The organism is Wolbachia endosymbiont of Zygogramma bicolorata (assembly GCF_051130665.1).
Classification (GTDB): domain Bacteria; phylum Pseudomonadota; class Alphaproteobacteria; order Rickettsiales; family Anaplasmataceae; genus Wolbachia.
The window spans coordinates 223,841-242,436 of sequence record NZ_CP149530.1 but is presented as its reverse complement, the minus strand read 5'-3'; the positions used below and the strand labels follow the sequence as shown (position 1 = coordinate 242,436).

14 protein-coding genes and 1 pseudogene are annotated in these 18,596 nt (G+C 35.5%); 8 read left to right on the top strand and 7 right to left on the bottom strand.

Going from position 1 to position 18,596, the window contains the following annotated elements; genetic code table 11:
* Positions 1-48: 48 nt before the first annotated feature.
* The 3 genes from putA to secB all read right to left on the bottom strand — a co-directional run bounded on the left by putA (position 49) and on the right by secB (position 6,424).
* Entirely contained in the window at positions 49-3,189 is a 3,141-nt protein-coding gene (gene putA, locus WKH12_RS01065; RefSeq protein ID WP_434732429.1) for a bifunctional proline dehydrogenase/L-glutamate gamma-semialdehyde dehydrogenase PutA, read from the bottom strand.
* A 125-nt stretch (positions 3,190-3,314) separates the two neighbouring features.
* Positions 3,315-5,906: an aconitate hydratase AcnA gene (gene acnA, locus WKH12_RS01060; RefSeq protein ID WP_434732428.1), complete on the bottom strand. Its 2,592-nt coding sequence runs from the start codon at positions 5,904-5,906 to the stop codon at positions 3,315-3,317.
* A 14-nt stretch (positions 5,907-5,920) separates the two neighbouring features.
* Positions 5,921-6,424, bottom strand: a complete 504-nt coding sequence (secB, locus tag WKH12_RS01055) for a protein-export chaperone SecB (protein ID WP_434732427.1) — start codon at positions 6,422-6,424, stop codon at positions 5,921-5,923.
* 164 nt (positions 6,425-6,588) lie between these two features.
* On the opposite strand from secB, the gene WKH12_RS01050 reads away from it, so the two are divergent.
* The 4 genes from WKH12_RS01050 to gyrB all read left to right on the top strand — a co-directional run bounded on the left by WKH12_RS01050 (position 6,589) and on the right by gyrB (position 11,216).
* Entirely contained in the window at positions 6,589-7,239 is a 651-nt protein-coding gene (locus tag WKH12_RS01050; protein ID WP_264688327.1) for a Tim44/TimA family putative adaptor protein, read from the top strand.
* A 24-nt stretch (positions 7,240-7,263) separates the two neighbouring features.
* Positions 7,264-7,959 carry a DNA polymerase III subunit epsilon gene (gene dnaQ / locus WKH12_RS01045; protein ID WP_434732426.1) on the top strand — a complete coding sequence of 232 codons (696 nt, stop codon included), beginning with the start codon at positions 7,264-7,266 and terminating at the stop codon, positions 7,957-7,959.
* A gap of 44 nt (positions 7,960-8,003) precedes the next feature.
* Positions 8,004-8,612 (top strand): SCO family protein, encoded by a 609-nt coding sequence (locus tag WKH12_RS01040; RefSeq protein ID WP_341822766.1) that lies wholly within the window; start codon positions 8,004-8,006, stop codon positions 8,610-8,612.
* Between the two features lie 216 nt (positions 8,613-8,828).
* Positions 8,829-11,216, top strand: coding sequence for a DNA topoisomerase (ATP-hydrolyzing) subunit B (gene gyrB / locus WKH12_RS01035; protein ID WP_253309509.1), 2,388 nt, complete (start codon positions 8,829-8,831; stop codon positions 11,214-11,216).
* Between the two features lie 727 nt (positions 11,217-11,943).
* On the opposite strand, the gene tnpC is transcribed toward gyrB, so the two are convergent.
* Positions 11,944-13,299 (bottom strand): IS66 family transposase, encoded by a 1,356-nt coding sequence (gene tnpC / locus WKH12_RS01030; RefSeq protein WP_434732010.1) that lies wholly within the window; start codon positions 13,297-13,299, stop codon positions 11,944-11,946.
* 70 nt (positions 13,300-13,369) lie between these two features.
* Here tnpC and WKH12_RS01025 point away from each other — a divergent pair, with 70 nt between their 5' ends.
* Positions 13,370-14,449 carry a hypothetical protein gene (locus tag WKH12_RS01025; RefSeq protein WP_434732425.1) on the top strand — a complete coding sequence of 360 codons (1,080 nt, stop codon included), beginning with the start codon at positions 13,370-13,372 and terminating at the stop codon, positions 14,447-14,449.
* On the opposite strand, the gene WKH12_RS01020 is transcribed toward WKH12_RS01025, so the two are convergent.
* Positions 14,440-15,454, bottom strand: a protein-coding gene (locus WKH12_RS01020) for an IS630 family transposase (RefSeq protein ID WP_434732009.1) whose coding sequence is annotated in 2 segments (ribosomal slippage) — positions 14,440-14,988 and positions 14,990-15,454 — 1,014 coding nt in all. Because the reading frame shifts where the segments join, the coding sequence is not laid out codon by codon here. The two genes, WKH12_RS01025 and WKH12_RS01020, sit on opposite strands and share 10 nt — an antisense overlap.
* A gap of 464 nt (positions 15,455-15,918) precedes the next feature.
* On the opposite strand from WKH12_RS01020, the gene infA reads away from it, so the two are divergent.
* Together infA and WKH12_RS01010 are read left to right on the top strand one after the other, a co-directional pair.
* Positions 15,919-16,182, top strand: a complete 264-nt coding sequence (infA, locus tag WKH12_RS01015) for a translation initiation factor IF-1 (RefSeq protein WP_164224845.1) — start codon at positions 15,919-15,921, stop codon at positions 16,180-16,182.
* Complete coding sequence (locus WKH12_RS01010) at positions 16,160-16,753, top strand: Maf family nucleotide pyrophosphatase (protein WP_064125248.1); 594 nt, start codon at positions 16,160-16,162, stop codon at positions 16,751-16,753. The genes infA and WKH12_RS01010 overlap by 23 nt, the downstream gene beginning before the upstream one ends.
* A gap of 52 nt (positions 16,754-16,805) precedes the next feature.
* On the opposite strand, the pseudogene WKH12_RS01005 reads toward WKH12_RS01010, so the two are convergent.
* Positions 16,806-17,084: pseudogene (locus WKH12_RS01005) on the bottom strand (IS66 family transposase); the annotation flags it as partial.
* Positions 17,085-17,177: 93 nt separating this feature from the next.
* Between WKH12_RS01005 and WKH12_RS01000 the strand changes: the two are divergent.
* Positions 17,178-17,342 (top strand): hypothetical protein, encoded by a 165-nt coding sequence (locus WKH12_RS01000; RefSeq protein ID WP_434732424.1) that lies wholly within the window; start codon positions 17,178-17,180, stop codon positions 17,340-17,342.
* Here the strand turns inward: WKH12_RS01000 and WKH12_RS00995 are convergent.
* Positions 17,333-18,595, bottom strand: a complete 1,263-nt coding sequence (locus WKH12_RS00995) for a Tol-Pal system protein TolB (protein ID WP_253309121.1) — start codon at positions 18,593-18,595, stop codon at positions 17,333-17,335. The genes WKH12_RS01000 and WKH12_RS00995 overlap by 10 nt on opposite strands.
* Between the last annotated feature and the right edge of the window lies 1 nt (position 18,596).

Genomic DNA, 18,596 nt, shown 5'->3' with positions numbered 1-18,596 from the left:
GAACGTCTAGCTTAGGGGTAAGATAGGAGAAAAATTAGGGCCCGCAAATTAATCCAAACACATAAGTGTAGTGTTACCACCGAATGCTGTAGTGTTAACACTTACAACTTTTTCTGTAGAAAAACGCTGTAAATAATGAGGACCACCAGCTTTTGGCCCAGTGCCAGATAGTCCTCTACCACCAAATGGTTGTATCCCAACTGCTGCACCTATCTGGTTACGGTTGATGTAGACATTTCCAACTGATATTTTTTTGCTTATTAAATCGATCTGATTTTGTATACGGCTCTGCAAAGAAAATGTAAGCCCATATCCTGTATTGTTTATATCACTTATAACTTCATTTAATTGTGACTTGTTAAAACGTATGATATGCAAAATAGGACCAAATACTTCTTGCTTTAATTGCGAAATTTTTTGTATCTCATAAATATATGGAGGAAAGAAATAACCATTATGAGAATTTGTATCCATGGGTACTTTAAATAACAGATTTGAATCTTCGTCCTCTGACATTTTTTGCGTATGTTGAGTTAGCATATCGATAGATGCTTTGTCAATTATTGGACCAATATCAGTACTAAGTTGTATTGGGTCACCAATCTTGAGTTCTTGCGCTGCACCACATATCATTTTTATCTGCTTCTCTGCTATGTCCTCTTGAATAAACAGCACTCTAAGTGCAGAACAGCGTTGGCCGGCACTGCGAAACGCAGAAAGTACAACATCTGTAGTCACTTGCTCTAAGAGAGCGGAGCTATCAACAATCATAGCATTGAGCCCTCCTGTTTCAGCAATAAGCGGTACAATAGGACCATCCCTATCCGCAAGCATTTTATTAATTATTTGAGCAGTTTGTGTTGAGCCAGTAAAAGCTACTCCAGCAATTCTATTGTCTGGAACTAATATTTTGCCTAAATATCCACCATCCCCAGGAATGAGGTGTAACACATTTTTTGGTATCCCAGCTTCATGTAGTATCTTAACAGCTTCGTAGGCAATAATCGGCGTTTGCTCTGCCGGTTTTGCCAGCACCGCATTACCTGCTGCAAGTGCAGCTGAAACCTGCCCAATGAAGATAGCAAGTGGAAAATTCCATGGTGATATACACAGGAAAACTCCTCTGCCTTCAAAAAAGATGAAGTTATCTTCACCCGTTGGACCTGGCAATTTTTTCCAGTCGCTCAGTTCATTTTTTGCTATCGTTGCGTAGTAACGTAAGAAATCCACTGCCTCTCTTACTTCCGCTATTGCATCAGATAAAATTTTTCCTGCTTCTACGATCAGAATGTAAATCAACTCTTTCATCCTTTCTTCAAGCAAATCTGCAGCTTTTTCAAGGCATTTAGCGCGCTTTTCTGCTGAAACATTCTGCCATTCAGTAAAAGCATTATGTGCTATTTCAAGAGCGTTTAAAACTTGAGCACTTGTTGTATTTGACACTTCTCCAATTACATTTTCTAAATGTGCAGGATTCACCACTTCAGTAAATTTGGCATCATCAAAAAGTGACTGTCCGTCAATTATCGGCCCAACTTGCCATTTTTTTTCACTAAAGCTCTTTATATCATCTGCAAATTGTGAGACTATCACCGAGTCACTAATATCCATTCCCAAAGAATTTTTTCTTTCTGGTCCCAAAATATCTTGTGGTAACGGAATGCCTGGATGAGGTTCATAATTAAAATTTATAGCTTTTTCCAGTGGATCTGAAATTAACTCATCAATTTTAACGTTAGAATCATTTATTTGATTAACAAATGAACTATTAGCTCCATTTTCAAGAAGGCGTCTTATAAGATAAGGCAACAAGTCACTATGTTCCCCAACGGGTGCGTAGACACGACAGCTAACATTTGTTGCAAGCTCTGACATTGCATAATCATATAAGTCTTTTGCCATTCCATGTAAGCGTTGAAATTCAAATCCAGGGTGGTTTTTATCAGCAAGTTCCATGATAGAAGCAAAAGTATAGGCGTTATGAGTTCCAAAGCATGGGTAAAAGCTGTTTGGTTTACTCAAAAGTTTCTGTGCGCATGCGAGGTAAGATACGTCAGTATAGCTTTTTCTTGTAAATACTGAGTAATCATTTAATCCCAATTCTTGCGTACGCTTGATTTCTGAATCCCAATATGCACCTTTTACAAGTCTGACCATAATTTTATGATTTGATCGAATAGCAACATCCTCTACAAAGTCAAGAACAGATAAAGCACGTTTTTGATATGCTTGTACAGCCAAGCCAAGCCCTTCCCACTCAGAAAGTGATTCATCAAGCCGTAATTGTTCAAACAAGATTAAGGACATTTCAAGCCTTTCTGTTTCTTCTGCATCTATGCATAATGAAATGTTGTATTTTTTTGCTTCATGACAAAGCTCTAGCAGTTTAGCTCTCAACTCTTCAGCTATATTATCGAATTGACCAAATTCATAACGTGGATGTAACGCAGACAATTTGATTGAAATTCCATGCGATTTAAAACAATCATTTATTTCAGTGGATTCACCTATAGCTTTTATTGAGTGCATGTATGAATTAAAATACTCTTCTGCATCTTCATCTGTGTGAGCAGCTTCGCCAAGCATATCAAAAGAGTATAAAAACTTACTATTGTCATCTAGTTTTGCATACCTTAAAGCTTCTTCTGTGGTTTCTCCAACAACAAAATGATTACCAAGCATAGACATTGCTTGTTTTACTGCTTTGCGAATGATCGGTTCTCCTAAATTCTTAAGTAACTTAGAAATTGCGTAATAGAACTTCGAATCGCCTTCATTATCTCTCAATATACTGCTACCTATCATCAAGCTCCATGTGGAAGCATTGACAAACAACGAAGAAGAGTGCCCTAAATATTTATTCCATTCCTGATTGGCAATTTTATCTTTGATTATTTCGTCTATTGTATAATCATCTGGTATTCTAAGTAGCGATTCAGCAAGGCACATCAATGCTATTCCTTCATCATTGGAAAGCGAGTATTGCTGCATGAAGGAATCTACAATACTTAATTTATTGTGTTTGATTTTTTCAATAACTTGTTTTGCAATATTATAAATTCTACTTTTTGAATCAGCTGAAAGCTCTGCTTTTTCTACAAGATAACGTATATAACTCTTTTCATCAGTACGATAAAATCCTTGTAAACGTTTTCTCAATTCATTAGGTTCTTGTATAGAGGTAATCATAATTATCTATAAAACACCTTTACTATATGTAAGGTAAAATTATATCATAACTTCGCGTAGAATAAATTATTATTTATAAAAGAGCCAGGGCTGGCTAAAAGAAGTCTAGTACTTACTTAACTTTACTAAGTCAAGAGAAGTATGTAGCTCAATACTCCACCATCCATCAAGTATTTAACCTCAGTTGCAGTTTGTACACAGCATTTGAGTTGAATTGATTGCTTTGAACTATCCTTTCTTTTGATGATACATTCTAAATTTCCACTTGGCACTATTTCACCTTTTATGCTTATTATCTCACTACCATCAAATATCTTTCTGGTTATTCCATTTTGGAATATAAGTGGAAGAACACCCATGCCGACCAAGTTGGACCTATGTATACGCTCAAAGCTTTCTGCAATTACAACTTTAATCCCCAACAATAAAGTACCTTTTGCTGCCCAATCCCTACTTGAACCTGTGCCATACTCCTTTCCTGCCACAATGATGAGAGGAACATTACTTTCTTTGTAGCGCATTGCTGCATCAAAAATCGACATAGTTTCTTGAGAAGGAATATATTTTGTATAGCCGCCTTCGATGCTTACCATTTCATTTTTTATTCTAATGTTAGCAAAAGTTCCACGCATCATTACATTGTGGTTACCACGACGAGATCCATACGAATTAAAGTCCTGTGGCTCAATTCCAAGATTTTTTAAATATATACCTGCAGGACTACTTGAGGCAATATTTCCAGCAGGGGAAATGTGATCAGTGGTTACGCTATCGCCAAACATTGCCAATATTTGTGCACCTTTTATATCGATTGTTTTATCTTTATTATTTTTAGGTGATAAATTATCAAAATAGGGCGGATCTTGTATGTAAGTGCTGTTTGCATCCCAATTATAGATTTCACTTTTTTCACACTTTATCTTTCGCCAATGTTCATCACCAGAAAAAACATCCTTATACTTTTGTATAAACATCTCACGTGTTACCACATTTTTAACACAATCTTCGATTTCATTGTTTGTTGGCCATATATCTTTGAGATAGACATCGTTTCCATTCTTATCTTTGCATATTGAATCTTTTGTCAAATCAGTTTGCACAGTACCAGCAAGTGCATATGCAACAACAAGTGGAGGAGATGCCAAGTAATTAGCTTTGACTAACGGATGAATTCTTCCTTCAAAGTTACGATTACCAGATAAAACTGCAGCAACAGTTAAATTTTTGTTTTTAATGCCATCTTCTATATCTTTATTAAGTGGACCAGAATTCCCAATGCAAGTTGTGCAACCATATCCAACTAGATTAAAACCCAAAGCATTTAGATCTACCTGCAATCCAGACTTTTCTAAATATTCTGTTACAACTTGTGACCCTGGAGCAAGAGAAGTTTTAACCCAAGGCTTTGATTTTAATCCAAGTTTAATTGCATTACGAGCTACAAGACCTGCAGCAATCATTACACTTGGATTTGAGGTGTTAGTGCAGCTTGTTATTGCTGCAATAACTACACTTCCATCTTGAAGCTTATCACTTTCCTTTAATTCGTTAACTGAAAATGATTTAGAAAAAGACTCTGCCACTTGTGAAAGAAAAACCTTATCTTGTGGTCTTTTGGGACCAGCCATTACTGGCTTCACGCTTGATAAATCAAGCTCTAGTGTGTCAAAAAATGCTAACTCATTATTGCCACGCCACAATCCTTGCTCTTTCGCATAAGCCTCAACTAGCTTTTCTGGCCTTCCGGTTAAGCTTAAATAATCTAGCGTTTTCTGATCAATTGGAAAAAATCCACAAGTTGCGCCATACTCTGGGGCCATGTTTGCTATAGTTGCCCTATCTGCCAAAGATAAATAATCTAAACCATCACCATAAAATTCTACAAACTTACCAACAACACCCTTTGTTCTTAGGATATTGGTAACCGTCAGCACTAAATCAGTCGCAGTTACTCCTTCCGGCAGTCTGCCAATTAATTTAAATCCAACTACTTCTGGAATCACCATACTAATTGGTTGACCAAGCATCACAGACTCAGCTTCTATGCCTCCAACACCCCAACCAAGGACTGATAACCCGTTAACCATCGTAGTATGGCTATCCGTACCAACCAAAGTATCAGGATACAAAACCCCATCCTTATTACATACAACTTGCGCTAAATACTCAAGATTCACTTGGTGGCAAATTCCAGTACCTGGCGGTACTACTCTAAAATTTGTGAAGGATGATTCTCCCCACTTTAAGAATTGATATCTCTCCAAATTTCTTTTTACTTCTAGCTCAACATTCTTACTGAATGCGGAAACACTTCCATAACTATCTACTTGAACAGAATGGTCGATCACAAGATCAACGGGCACAGACGGATTTATGCTGCTTGGATCGCCTCCATTTTTCTTGACATAACTCCGCATAGAAGCTAAATCGACGACAGCAGGAACCCCTGTAAAATCTTGCATCAACACCCTTGCTGGCTTGTAGCTAATTTCATGATTAGCGTGTTTATTAACGCAACTTGCTAGTATTTTTATATCATCCAGCTTTACGTTTACTCCATCTTCATTGCGCAATAAATTTTCAAGCAGAACCTTAAGTGAGCAGGGCAATTTAGTTACATCTATTCCTAAAAATTCACTAGCACTATTTAGGCTAAAATAGTTGTATGACTTCCCGTCAATGTTTAAAGTCGTTTTTGCGTTTAAAGAATTATTCATCAGGTTACATCATATTAGTTAAAATTGGAATTACTACCGTTACTTCTTTGTTGTTGACTTTGCTGCTCGTACATAGTTTCAAAATCTATAGGATCTAGCATTAGTGGGGGAAATCCACCACTGCTTGTAACTCTTGCAATTATTTCTCTTGCAAAAGGGAAAAGAAAAGTAGGTCCGCCAATAAACAAAGCTTGTCTTACCTCTTCCTCACTCAACTCTTTAAAATTTTCTATTGAAAAAATGCCACAATATTTTGTCTCACAAATGAAAGCTACGCCATCTTTTATACCTTCATCTTTTATCGTTGCTCTGACTTCTATATGTAAAGTAATTTCATGGAAAGATTTTTCTTCATTTACTCCTTCTTTGTTTTCCATTCCTTCTAATTTCGCTGAATTGATATTAACCATTACATTAATATCGGGAGCTTTATTTGAAGAAAGGAATGGCGAATTCGGATTCTCAAACGATAGATCTTTAAAATATTGACCGTGAATTCTCATTTTTTGTTGTAGCATTTCTTACGTCTCCTTTAATTAAGTTGAGATATTTAATACTTTCTTATATAATATATTCATTTACAAACGAATAGCAAACCTGATTATAAGTTGATATGAAAAACATATTTTCATTAATAATTAATAATGTTCGGATACTTTATATGCCAAGGAGTTGAGTTACTATGATAGAGCTTGTAATATATACTTTATTAGCGGCGTTCATTTTTTCACGTTTGTATAATTCTTTAGGAAGGTCAGCCAATCTCAATCTAAAAAAGCTAACTAGTGTGTTGGATGTAAGCCGAAGTAAAGAAGATGTAGTAGAAAACATTGAGGGTTACATTGATAGCAACGATGAAAATTCAATAAAAGTTACTTATGAACAAATATTAAAAAAAAACAAAGATTTTTCTATTTCCCACTTTATAGAAGGTTCAAGCATAGCTTTTGAATTAATAATAAAGTATTTCAATCAAGGAAATTTGTCTCAGTTAAAACCACTTCTCGATAAAGACTTATATGATAATTTTGCAGAGAAGATTAAACATCGTAAAGAGGTGCACGAGTCTATAATTGTTTCTATCGTTTCACAAAAGATTTTAGAAATAAAGCTAGTAAAAAACACAGTGTTTATTGCAGTATATTTCCTTTCAGAGCAAATTAACTTTATTAAAGATAGCTCAGAAAATATAATATCAGGTAGCACATCCACCATTAATAAAGTTGAGGATGTATGGCAATTCAAAAAAAATGTTAATTCATCAGACCCAAGCTGGTTGCTTGTTTCTATTAACTATAAAAAGACAAATAACGATAAGACAAATGACAAGTAAGATTAGTTTCATTTAGAGTTAACCATGGAAAGCAAGCTGCGCGAAATAGTACTTGACACTGAAACGACAGGTCTTGACACTGAATCTGGTCATCGAATTATTGAAATAGGGTGTGTGGAATTAATTAATCGTATTCCAACAGGTAAAGTACTCCATCTGTACCTTAACCCAGAAAGAGATATACCTTATCACTCGTTTAAGATTCACGGTATTAGTGAAGAATTTTTAGAAGATAAACCATTATTCTCAGATGTTGCACTTGAATTTCTTGACTTTATATCTAATGATATTTTGGTAATTCACAACGCTGAATTCGATGTTAAGTTCCTTAACATGGAGTTAAGCAAGCTGAATGCTGGGTTAATTTCCTCAGATAGAGTGCTAGATACATTACCTCTTGCGAGGAAAAAATTCGTAGGATCACCTGCTTCTTTGAATGCATTATGTAAGCGTTTTGATATATCGCTAGAGAATAGAGAATTGCACGGAGCACTAGTTGATGCTCAATTGCTTGCAAAGGTATATGTTGAACTTACAGGAGGGTTACAAACCTTTCTGTTTGATAATGAATGCAATCAGGACAGTAACTCTACATTCGTTCAGCATAAAGTGCGTAATCTAACTCCCAGAGAACATTCACCAAATAGTGAAGAAATTGATGAACATAAGAAACTGTTAGACAAAATTAACAATACACTTTGGGATAAATATATTGAATAGGTTAACCAATAAAGATACAATTTGATTTTACTGAGAGCATTCTAATGGTAAGGTTTATAAGATTGTTATCTAATGTGCTAGCAGCATTAGCAGTTGTTTTTTTAGGTTATTGTTATTTCACTAAAAAAGGAATATTTGCCCCGGCAGCGATTCACAACGCGGAAGTTAAGATAGGCGGAGATTTTTCTTTAATTAATCAGGACGGACAGATTCTGCGCAGTAGTGATTTTAAAGATAAATACATGATGATTTTCTTTGGATTTTCCTCATGTAAAAGAATTTGTCCTATGAACCTTGGGATAATTTCAGAAACACTTGCAAAGTTAGATGAGAAAACTACCAACAAGCTACAAACATTCTTCATCACAGTTGATCCTGAGCGCGATAGCACGGAAAGACTTAAAGAATTTCAGCAGCAATTTGACCATAGAATACAAATGTTAACTGGTGAAAGAGAAAAAATAGACGAAGTAGTTGCGAAATATAAAGTATATGCAAGCAAAGTAGACGGAGAAGAAGAAATCAACCATTCTTCGATAATATATCTTATTGGCCCTGGAGGAAAATATGTTACACACTTTGCAGCTGATTTAAATTCAGACGAAAGTCAATCTGATAAGATTTTGGCTGAGATAAGAAAATACGTAAACTGAATTATAGATTTTTCTGTTAATTAGTCGAGCACGCAACTGCATGAGCATTATAATTTAATCTCCACCGGGAAGACGCATTGGAATGACACTATTTGCTGTCTTCAAAAATAAGCATTCGTAAAGTTGTGCTTTTAACATGGGTTATCAGTTTAAAAATGTTGCTAACTAGTATATCTGAATGTAACATCAATTAACGTGTATAAATGAAGCAATCTAATGGAAAATAGTTATAATGCCGATGCAATAAAAATCTTAAGGGGTCTTGATGCTGTAAGGAAACGTCCAGGTATGTACATTGGTGACACTGACGATGGATCTGGCTTGCACCACATGGTATATGAGGTTGTTGACAACGCAATAGATGAATCTTTAGCTGGATATTGTGATAAAATTGAAGTTAGCATAAATAAAGATGGTTCAGTATCTGTAACTGATAATGGTCGTGGCATTCCAACTGACCTTCATGAAGAAGAAGGAATATCAGCAGCAGAGGTAATAATGACTCAACTCCATGCTGGTGGTAAATTTGACAGTAATACCTATAAAGTTTCTGGGGGATTACATGGTGTTGGAATCTCAGTTGTGAATGCATTATCAAGCTGGTTGGAATTAACTATTTGGCGCAATAAGAAAGAACACTTTATGCGCTTTGAAGATGGTGAGTCTATTGAACCTTTAAAGGTAGTCAACGAAAATACAAACAAAAGAGGAACTAAAGTCACGTTCATGCCATCAACAGAGACTTTTAATGGCATTAATTTCAGTTACTCAACGCTTGAAAGTCGTATAAGAGAATTAGCATTTTTAAATTCAAATATCGACATTACTTTACGTGATCTGCGCAATGAACCATATACAGAATCTCATTTCAATCAGAGCAATCAATCTAAAGACAATTTTGGTACAGCGAATTTTGTGCGGTACTTAGATAAGAATAAGACACATGTAACTAAAATTGCCAGTATGAAAGGAGATGCAGAAGATCTTGGCATCAGCTTGGAAATATCGATGGAATGGAATGATTCCTACTATGAACATATGTTATGCTTCACGAATAATATAAGGCAACGAGATGGTGGTACGCATTTGGCAGGATTTAGATCCGCTTTAACCAGATGTATCAATAACTATGCAACTAATGAAGGGTTTTTAAAGAAAGCAAAAGTAAATTTAACTGGAGAGGACGTTAGAGAAGGTTTAACTTGTGTTTTATCTCTCAAGATGCCTGATCCTAAGTTTTCTTCACAAACAAAAGATAAACTAGTTAGTTCTGAAGCGCGTACAGTTGTGGAGAGCATAGTTTCTGATAAATTGAGCACAATCCTTGAAACTGATCCTAAATTGGCAGCAAGTATAGTAGAAAGAGCAATCAGATCAGCAAAAGGAAGAGAAGCCGCAAGAAAAGCACGAGAGTTAGTTAAAAGCAAAAACAATATTGATATTGCAACTCTGCCAGGAAAGCTTGCTGATTGCCAGGAAAAAGCCCCTGAGTTATCGGAATTATTTATAGTAGAGGGTAATTCAGCAGGTGGTACTGCAAAGCAGGGGCGTAATCGTAAAACACAAGCAGTGCTTGCCTTAAGAGGAAAAATTCTAAACGTAGAACGTGTAAGTTTAGATCGTATTTTTTCATCTGCAGAAATAGGCTCTTTAATTACTGCAATTGGTGCTGGAATAGGGAGTGAACACTTCAATATTGAAAAAGCTAGATATCATAAAATTATCATCATGACAGATGCAGATGTTGATGGTTCACATATAAGAACTTTGATTCTAACTTTCTTTTTTAGACATATGCGTGAAGTTATTGAAAAAGGCTACTTATACATAGCACAGCCACCCCTTTATAAAGTTACAAAGAATGCTAAAGACACTTATATTAAAGATGACGAAACTTTTGAAGAGTATATAATAAACTCAGCAGTTAAAAGATTAACACTAAGTGGTACAGCTACAGAATTTAACGACTTGCGCCTTATTTTGAATAAATGCGTTAGCATTTCTAATATTAGCAAAAATTATGATAGAGAAATACCACAAAATCTCTTAGAGTCATTGCTAATTTTAAGCAAAAAGAATGCTCTATCATCGGCTGATGAGATATTAAAGTATTTAAAATTAATGTACAGTGAATATACTTGGGAAGTAGAAATAAAGGATGAAGAAAAAGAAATTCACATCTCTAAATTATTTCAAGGATTGGCAGACAAATATATATTTGCACTTAGTATGCTTGAAGGCAAAGATATGCAAAACATATTAAGTTTGCTTGATGGTATAAGTAATTTATTTAATGGTGATTCATTTTTAAAGTCACAAGAAACTGAAATAAAAATCACTTCTCCAAGTACGCTTGCAAAAATAATAATGGATTATGGTAAAAAAGGTTTAACTCTGCAGAGATTTAAAGGTCTTGGTGAAATGAATGCTGATCAGCTATGGGATACTACGTTAAATCCTGAGGCTAGAACTTTATTGAAGGTTGAAATAAGAGATTGTGAAGAAGCTGATTCCATATTTTCAATATTAATGGGTGATATAGTTGAACCACGCCGTGATTTTATTAATAGTAATGCACTCAACGTGCATGATGTTGATATTTGAACTTTTAGCAAAATGTACGAACGTTACGGGTTTAAGCAAAAACTGTGTCATTCAAGTAGCTGACACTTGGATCCAGATTGGATACTGAGTTGGTGAGTATAAAAGTATAGCTTCTACGTCATACCACGATTCATTCGCGGTATCTCAGCCGCTAACAAGTAGCGGGATGACGAGGTTATCGTCATGCCACCGCGAACCGTCATACCGCCGCGGTATCTCACATAGATCCCGCTAACAAGCAGCGGGATGACAGCAATCCTACGTCATACCGCGATTCATTCGCGGTATCTCATCCGCTAACACGTAGCAGGATGACGATTGTCAAGGTGTCATCCGAGTAGCTTGACTACTTGGATCCAGAAAACTTAACTTTAAATAAGTGGCTGCATAATAAAGACTAGATTCCAGCGTCACGCGCTGTAATGACACCATTTTCGGTCTCTTAAGTTACTTTAGCTATAAACATTAAGAAATTTACCAAACGAAAAAAAAGGCAAAAGAAGCCCCGTGGTGCGAGTTTTGACTCTATATTACTGTAAGTGGCGCTGTAATAATGTGCTAACGCTTAAAATAAGCGCGATTTGGCTGAATGTAGAAAAAATAAAAAAGACATGCAGCCGCTATAATTTTATGTAATCCGCCAATAAATACCTGAGTTTTTTACTGAATTTTGTCATTGAGCCTGCAGGTCGTAACCGTTCACGGATTGTGAGAATGAATTAAAGAACTAAGCAGTGACAGCTACTAGATTCTGTAGCTTTTGAAAGGGGTTCTGGCCATTTAGACGTGATGTCAAAAATATCGACAACATTCTTTCCACGAATCTTTCTCCACGTTCTGACCAGGTGAAAAAGCTGTTTTTACGATAAATTACGTACCGTCTAATTTGCCGTTCTGCAAGGTTATTAGTTGTTTCTATCACTTCAGGTTTTCTTAAAAACTTCCACATCATATCCTCAGATCGTAACATCTTAGCGGCCATTCTTGAAGCTTGAGTGCTATTTGCAACCCTCGTCATTTTACGTAAAAAATGTTTTACCCTTTTCCGAATTTTTCGCACCAGTCGATAAAATCTCAAATTATCTATCAAATTTTGTTTTTTTGCCTTATCTACTACAAACACCTTATTGCTGAGCGATTTTAGTGCTTGGCCAATTTTGCTCACTTCAACATTTTTACTATGGGCAAATCTCTCAAAATCTCTTGCCAGATGTGCCCAACATATCTGTCTATTTTCACGATTGAAGTAATTGTATACAGCGTATCTATCGCTCACAAATATACCATCATATTCTGGCAGTAAACTCTTCAACACCTTCTTACCACGAGACTCGCTTACCTTCAGAAGTGTCAACGCTTTGTTTGTTATTACCCAACTCCAGCCTCTCTTTCCTTGATTTCTGTGCCCTGTTTCGTCTATATGCAAATACTCGCTTCCTTGCAACTCTTCCTTCATTTTCTCATATTCAGATGCACACTTCTTCGATACCCTGCGTTCAGTATTTGAGACTAAACCAAGGCTTATATTTAGATTAAAAATACTGCCCAAAATTTGCTGTACCTCTCTTTTTGAGTTAATAAAAAAGCCGCTAAGGCTGCTTATAACTGTTTTAGCATTGGGTCCTAGAAAATCTCTTGCAACACCTTCGGGTAAATTTGCTGTAATTCTTTTATTACATACTCTACAATGTCCTCTTTGCAACCTGTACTCAGTTACAATTGGCTTAATTTCTGGCAACTCTGCCTTCTGATGAATAATTTCATCTTCTAAAGTAATCTTACCTCCACACATACAAATTGTATCAATTGTGCATCTCACTACCTCGTCTGCAGCCATTAATTCACGCTTATGCACCTTATGTCCTGGCTGACCTCCTGGTTTTTTATCACTTTTCTTTTTTGCTTTCTTACGATATATATCTCGTGATGGTGGCAGCGATGAATTTTGCGAATTTAAGCCCAATTTGTCTTCTAATTCAACTATTTTTGCTTTCAAGCTATCATTTTCTCTGATCAGTGCTTTTATTTCTTCCTTGAGATTAGCGTTTTCTGCTACAACCTTTTCTTGCAGCACTGTTGTCATTTACCCATTCCATATTTAGCTTCCTATCTCTTTACACTTTTATACTTACTTTGTAAACCACCTTATCTCCGTGAACGGTTACTTTAACCCAGCAAACGTAGGGTTGATTGAAGGAGATGGAGTCGCTTATGGACTTAGCTATCAAGATAATGGTAATGGGAGCAGTAAAGTAAAATTACTTATTAGTCCATTATATCAATCAAAAACATACGAATGGGGTACAAATGTTAGCGTAGTAAATGAATTCAAAGATCAATTGTCTCTCACATTAATAGAAGATTCACCTGAAACAGATAAAGTTGGAATTGTCTTTCCTGAAGAAGGAATTGGCGAAGAAGGAGAAAAATACGTTAAAGGCTTATCTTTTAACACTTACGGAATTAAACAATCAGTTAATACTCCTTCAGTTGAACATTTAGGTAAAACAAAATTACAAAAGAATATTGATAATAATAGTCTTGCAAATGTGGGCAATAGTTACTTTCAACCAAAAGCAGTGAAAGTTGGTAATGGTGATGTAATTGTAATTGCTCATAACTTAAAGGATCAAATTTTAGTTTCTTGGTACTTAGAGTCAAATGGAAGTGAAAAATTTAAAGCATTAAATGGAAAAAGTGGTGTTACAGAAAGAAAATTGTTCAATTTTGATAATCCGGGGCAATTGGCATTAAATGGAAACACGATGCTTTATGCGCAAGTGAGCAGAAAAATTATTGGGGATCAAGAGGTGAGAAAAACACGTATTTTCAAATTTGATATGGCTAAAGTGGTTGAGGATCTGAAAAGTAGAAAGGAAGATGAATGTTTGCTTGGTAAGAAAAATTGTCAGATAAATACAGCGTCATCTTTTTCTAGTGAATATGAAATAAGCTTTTTGCAGTATGTAAAGCGAACTGAAGGCAATGATCTAGTTGCCTTTCTTGCAGAAGAGCGGTTGTCTGATAAACAAACGTTACATTTAACAAGTCTTGTTAAGAATGGATCAAAATCGAACTTTACTATTTGCGAATTTGCAGATTCTATAGAGCAATTGTACGTTAAAGACAATGGTCAAGACAGTTTTATTGTAACTGCAATAAGTGAAGAAAACATCGCAATTTTCAATCATCAGAGATTTGAAAAGCTTTCTAATACCAAATCTCATAAATAAGTAGGCAAATAACTCACAGAACAAATGGTTTTGATCGAACTTTCCGTAATATTACGAATGAATGCACATACAGTATCCTCCAATAAACTAACAGAGTCATATATTCTATTTTTAATGAGATTGTCTTTCAAATATTGCCATAAACGCTCTACTGGATTTAACTCTGGTGAATATGGAGGTAAATAGATTAAGGTAATATTTTGTGGTATTTTTAAACCTTTGGATCTATGCCATCCTGCACAATCCACAACAAGAAATGCCTCCCTTGTTCCTAAATATTGTGACATCTGCTCAAGGAATATATTCATACAATCAGTATTGACGTTTGGTACGAATAAGCTAGAACTCTCTCGATTTCTAGGATTAACTGCACTATAGAGATAAAAGTTTTGCCTACCTAATTTTACCTTAACCTGTGTCCTAATGCCTTTTTTAAACCACCCGTGTCCAATCTTTGAATGTGTGCCAAACCGCGACTCATCGAAGAAAAATAGCTCTTTTTCGGGATACGTGACAATAGTTTCATTAAGATTTTTTTTTAAACTCTTCTTGTTTATTTTTATCCTGTTTATTGTGCACAGGCCTTGGAGTAATATACGAAAAACCTAACTTTTGCATCAGTCTATGTGCTGTAGACTTACTTACCTCAATAGAAAACATTTTCTCAATTATGATTTTTAATTTCTTAGCCGTTAGGTTGGCTCCTTCTTCTGCTATGACATTTTTAATTTCTTCTTGCTGCTTGTAGCTCAACTTCGGCTTTACTCCACGTCCTGGTTGTATTTTAAACGCATTGACTCCTCCTTCCTTAAATCTTGTAATCCACTTCATCAATGTAGTTCTAGTAATTCGGTATATTTGAGCAACTTTTGTTATTCCATATTCTTTTGCAGATATTATTGCCTGTAATCTTCTTCCTATCTCTCCTCTTATGCCGTGCTTCTTTAATTCCAGGTTACACTTATTATATAATTCTTCTCCTATTGCTTTACTTTTTCCTGCCATAACTCCCCACTAATTCTTAAATTATTCTATTTTAGAAATTTTTCTTTATTCCTCTATTTATTTTTAGGAATTGGTATAACAGGAGACATTTCTAGTGAGCCTGATAATGTTCCACGAAAGAAGATAGAGTTATCCAGATCTTTAAGCTTTGATAGTGAATCTGATAATAAGTCTTATGTTCCACAGGAAGGGGACAATGATAGCGCATATGATAGCAATGAGGAGAATTGTGATAATCATCCTTGTAGTTCAGTTCTAGTCCTAGGGTCCGTAAGTCCTATCAGAGCACAGGCAAGGAGTAGAAACGTAGGTAGGTAGCTCACCTTCCTCTCGCATTATTGTGAAGATGGTTGGGGTTAAGTTGCAAGAGAAATACTTAAGTGGGGTGCAAAAAGTCTTTTGTGTTGATAATAATTTAAAATCTATAGTAGACTGAAAAAGATTATTAAATTATAATATAACATATGATAAAAGACGAGAAATCGAAAACAATTTTTGAAGTGGAAGGGGCAGTAACTGCTTTACTACCTGCAGCAGAATTTAGAGTGAAACTGGACAATGAACATGAGATTATCTGTCATGTATCAGGGAAAGTGAGAAGAAGTAAAATACGCATCATTATCGGGGATAGGGTGTTAGTTGAGATGAGCATTTACGATAGGAATGCGAAAAAAGGTCGGATCATTAGAAGGCTTAAAGGTACAAGTGACAGAACGATCTCTAAATAATCTTATTCTTGCTTCATCATCGAAAAGGCGTATAGCTTTACTAAAACAAATAAATATTGAGCCAGGTTTAATTTTGCCAGCAGACATAGATGAAGCCCCTTTAAAAAAGGAACTTCCGAAGGATTACTCAATCCGTATGGCAAAAAGTAAAGCTGAGAAAATACAAAGTTCAAATCCAAATTACTTTGTGCTTGGTGTTGATACAGTTGTTGCTTGTGGTAGAAGGATATTGCTTAAAGCTGAAAACGTTGAGCAAGCAGAAAAATGCATCCGCTTGTTATCAGGAAGAAGGCATAGAGTATATACCAGTGTGTGTCTATTAACTCCCGATCAATCTAAACAACATATTAGAACTGTGGTTACAATAGTGAAATTTAAACGTCTCAGTGAACAAGAAATTAAGTATTATTTAGCATCAGAAGAGTGGAAAAATAGGGCAGGGGGATGCAATATACAAGGCCTAGCTGGGATGTTCGTATTGTTCTTACGCGGCTCCTACTCTTCCGTTATAGGGTTACCATTACATGAAACCTATTGTTTGCTAAGTAATTATTTTAACCGGGAGTGTTAAATAAACCATACGCGTCAAGTTAAGGCCCAATATAGCACCATTTAAAGTGGGTAGATAGCCTTTCGAAATCCCTTAACAAGTGTGCCCAACAAATCTGTCTTTTTTCGTCACTGAAGTAGTTGTAAACCGCATACCTATCGGTAACAACCAAATTCTTATAACTAGAAAATGTACTACTCTCTAGAAACTTAACTCCTCTTGTGTCTGCTAATTTAATAAGGCTTGCTTCATTATTAGCAAACACCCAGCACCAGCCAAGTTTACCTTTAGAATAATGGCTAGTTTCATCAATATGCAAAACTTTGCTTGCTCTCTCTACTTGTTCATATACATCTTAATACATAATTCTCCACAAAAACAATCTTCAGGGAGGAGCTGGATAATTATAAGCTCAGCATTATTGTTTGGCGCTATAGGAGCCACAATGGCTACAATGGGAATTATACCTGAAATTGCTGCTATTGGAGTAATTGCAACTGTTGTGTTGTCAGGAATCGCTGGTACTATAGTAGGTAGTGTAGCGGGATATCTTGTTAATGTGGCAATAAATCAATGCTGTGGAGCATGCAGCTCAGTAGTTCAAGAATAAGACCAATCCGGTAAAGAAGCATTTGTGGGAGTGGAAACCATTTTTTGATTTTTCTTTACTAAGTCTACTAAATATAGTTTAGAGTTGCTTGGTGATTCTGTTCTTGTGAAAATGATTTCTCTACCATTTGGTAGCCATGCCGGAGATTCAATTTTATGCCCTTCTGAAAGTAGACGTTCTTCTTTGCCATCTGGCTTCATAACTCCTATGTAAAATTTTCCTGACTGAATCTTTGTGAAAGCTATCAGATCTCCTTTTGGCGACCAAACAGGCGTAGCATATCTTCCACTTCCAAAACTAATTCTTTTAGGTTTTTTACTTTTGTTAGTAAAATCGATAACATACAGCTGCTGACTCCCACTCATATCGGAACTAAAAACCATATACTTTTGATCTGGAGAAAAAGAGGGAGAAGTGCTTATAGCTGAACCTTTAGTAATTTTTTTTGTCCGTTTACTACTTAAATCCAAAGATAATATATTCGTTTCACCACCCAATGAGTGGGAAATTAAAAGAGATTTACCATCAGGAGAAAATCTTGGTGCAGAAATAACTCCTTCAAATGCGCTGATTATTGATTCAGTGTGGTCTTTTAAATTTTTTAATACTATATAACTTTTACCATTTGCGTATGAGATATAAACAATACCCTTTCCATTTGGTGAGAATCTCGGTGTTGACACAAATCTATCGCCATTTGTTAAGTATTTTATATTACTTCCATCTTGATTCATCACAGCAATTTTACGTACGGATTTATAATTGCTATCTTTTTCTTCAGCAATATACGTGATTTTTGTGTTGAAGTGCCCTTTCTCACCAATCAATCTATCATGTATCACATCCGAAACGAGGTGACCAATTTTTCTCCAGTCTTTTGCTGGAAAAACAACTGACTGAGTAAGTAATTCTCTTTTTGTAAAAGTGTCAAATAAACGAAATGATAGCTCTAATGCACTACCAGATACTTCGCTTAAACTTACTGTGACTACAGTATCGCTTTTCCAAGATTTAAATTCAGCTTCCGCGCCACGTTTTACATTAAATAAGCCACAATTAGATAAATTTGTTCCTATTACCTTTGCAATATTTTCGCTTAATTCGCTTTCCAGCGCTGTTTTACATGTACATTTAGATACAACAAGACCAATGTTACCAACACTGCTTTTTTTTATATCAACATATAAAGCAGCTTTTGTAAAATAAGGAATAAATAACGAAACAAGCAATATTAATTGAACGAATAACTTCATT

What these genes read in the sequence shown, in the direction of transcription:
- secB (WP_434732427.1), bottom strand. Translation starts at nt 6,424, where the DNA reads ATGCTACAACAAAAAATGAGAATTCACGGTCAATATTTTAAAGATCTA.
- infA (WP_164224845.1), top strand. Translation starts at nt 15,919, where the DNA reads ATGATAAAAGACGAGAAATCGAAAACAATTTTTGAAGTGGAAGGGGCA.
- WKH12_RS01000 (WP_434732424.1), top strand. Translation starts at nt 17,178, where the DNA reads ATGGCTACAATGGGAATTATACCTGAAATTGCTGCTATTGGAGTAATT.
- acnA (WP_434732428.1), bottom strand. Translation starts at nt 5,906, where the DNA reads ATGAATAATTCTTTAAACGCAAAAACGACTTTAAACATTGACGGGAAG.
- WKH12_RS00995 (WP_253309121.1), bottom strand. Translation starts at nt 18,595, where the DNA reads ATGAAGTTATTCGTTCAATTAATATTGCTTGTTTCGTTATTTATTCCT.
- WKH12_RS01050 (WP_264688327.1), top strand. Translation starts at nt 6,589, where the DNA reads ATGATAGAGCTTGTAATATATACTTTATTAGCGGCGTTCATTTTTTCA.
- tnpC (WP_434732010.1), bottom strand. Translation starts at nt 13,299, where the DNA reads ATGACAACAGTGCTGCAAGAAAAGGTTGTAGCAGAAAACGCTAATCTC.
- gyrB (WP_253309509.1), top strand. Translation starts at nt 8,829, where the DNA reads ATGGAAAATAGTTATAATGCCGATGCAATAAAAATCTTAAGGGGTCTT.
- WKH12_RS01040 (WP_341822766.1), top strand. Translation starts at nt 8,004, where the DNA reads ATGGTAAGGTTTATAAGATTGTTATCTAATGTGCTAGCAGCATTAGCA.
- putA (WP_434732429.1), bottom strand. Translation starts at nt 3,189, where the DNA reads ATGATTACCTCTATACAAGAACCTAATGAATTGAGAAAACGTTTACAA.
- dnaQ (WP_434732426.1), top strand. Translation starts at nt 7,264, where the DNA reads ATGGAAAGCAAGCTGCGCGAAATAGTACTTGACACTGAAACGACAGGT.